General features: G+C 62.1%; 2 protein-coding genes. One reads left to right on the forward strand and one right to left on the reverse strand.

Annotated elements, in window-relative coordinates; genetic code table 11:
• The first annotated feature begins 183 nt into the window (after positions 1-183).
• Positions 184-1104, forward strand: coding sequence for a transposase (locus B8784_RS11075; protein ID WP_084396516.1), 921 nt, complete (start codon positions 184-186; stop codon positions 1102-1104).
• 306 nt (positions 1105-1410) lie between these two features.
• Here the strand turns inward: B8784_RS11075 and B8784_RS11080 are convergent, their stop codons facing one another.
• Positions 1411-1620, reverse strand: a complete 210-nt coding sequence (locus tag B8784_RS11080; RefSeq protein WP_084398022.1) for a cold-shock protein — start codon at positions 1618-1620, stop codon at positions 1411-1413.
• Positions 1621-1822 lie beyond the last annotated feature (202 nt).

The raw sequence follows: 1822 nt of genomic DNA on the forward strand, positions 1-1822 counted from the left end.
CTCATCCTTGTCTGTTTGAAGTGTGCGATAGAGGGGTGGCAGGCGAGACCCCGTTCTCATCCTTGATTTGACGGATCGTGGCTCAGCCAGGGGCTCGCCTGCCGGGTACGACAGTTGTGTCGCCTGAACAGTTGCCAGGGGCGGTGACAGCCGACCCCGTATGACAAGGACAGGATTTTCTTCATGTCACACCCTGCTCTCGGCGTCGATATTTCCAAGACGCATCTCGATGTCTTCGATCCGCGTGACGGCTGCTTTCACCGGCTGTCCAATGATGCGGCAGGGCTCGATACCCTCTGTCTGCTGGCTCCCCCATCCATCGTCTTCGAGGCCACAGGCCCTTATGGCGAAGCGCTCGAACGGGCGATGAGCCAGGCTGGCGTGCGGATGTACCGGGTCAACCCGCGCCAGGCGCGCGAGTTTGCCCGCGCCTCTGGCGTGCTGGCCAAGACAGACCGTGTCGATGCCCGGCTCCTGTCGGCCATGGCCGGCCAGATCAGCCTGCCGGTGCACGTCCCACCCGCACCCGGCGTGCAGGTCCTGCGCGAGCTTCACGCCTACCGGCATGATCTTGTTGAAGCCCGAAAAGCCTGTCTCAACCAGCTCGAACGCTATCGCTGCGGCCCGCTGGTGCGGCGGCTGAAAGCCAGGATCGCAGGCCTGACCCGACAGATCGTCACCATGGACAAGGAGATCGCGGTCCATATCGAGGCCGATGACACCCTGGCTGGCCGGGCCCGCCTCATCGCCAGCGAACCGGGCGTCGGACCGGTCACAACCGCAGCCCTGCTCGCCTTCCTGCCAGAGCTCGGACACCTGGCCCGAAGACCCATCGCAGCCCTTGCAGGCCTTGCTCCCCATGCCCATGAAAGCGGAAGCTTCAGGGGAAAACGCCGGGTCTGGGGCGGGCGCGCAAGGGTGCGCGAAGCACTCTACCTCGCCGCCCTCTCAGCCTCGCGCCATCACCCAAGGCTCAAGCAGACCTACTGCGCCATGCGAACCGCTGGAAAACCTCCAAAGCTCGCCCTCATCGCTATCGCCAGAAAACTCCTCACAATCCTCAACGCAAAACTCAGAAAACATGACATCCAATACAGTTGCTGAGCGAAGTCGAAGGACGAGCGCGGGAAATGGAGAGCGCAGCCCTGAGCGCGATTCATCGCGCAGGCGAAGCTGGAGCGGGGATCAAAATGAAAGGACACAGCCCTGAGCCCGCTCCATGTGAGGCGCAAAGCGCCGCAACGGGAGCAGGACAGGAAGACAGCCCTGAGCCCGATCCATCGCGCAGGCGAAGCCGAAGCGGGGATCAAGGCCAAAAAGCCGGAGCAAAGAAAAAACCACCACCCATAAAAAAAGCCCCGGGCGCCGGGGCTTTGGAAGTCCTTCGATGCGCCCGGGGCTTTTGTGTTTCTAGACCAGTTCGATCTGGTCGACGGCCGACTTGCCCTTGCGCGGGTCGATGGCGGTCGTGAACTGAACCTTCTGGCCTTCGGCCAGCGAGCTCATGCCGCAGCGCTCAAGCGCGGTGGCGTGCACGAACACGTCGTCGCCACCAGCGTCGGGGGCAATGAAACCAAAACCTTTTTGGTCGTTGAAGAATTTAACTGTGCCTTCGGTCATGGAGACCTCCTCACAAAGCGTTATCGCACGCGACATTGCGTACGGGGGTATCGAAACATTTCTGGGGAGTCGTCTAAGTCGAGAGCGCAGCAAATCCCCGATGGGGCAACCGCAAACAAGGCCTGATAGTCCGGCGAAAGGGTCGAGGCCCCCTCCATCACGCCTTTTGCCGCGCGGCGCAAGCAGAAACATCCGTGCGCGG

Origin of the sequence: Henriciella aquimarina, from assembly GCF_002088975.1 — a bacterium.
Lineage (GTDB): Bacteria > Pseudomonadota > Alphaproteobacteria > Caulobacterales > Hyphomonadaceae > Henriciella > Henriciella aquimarina.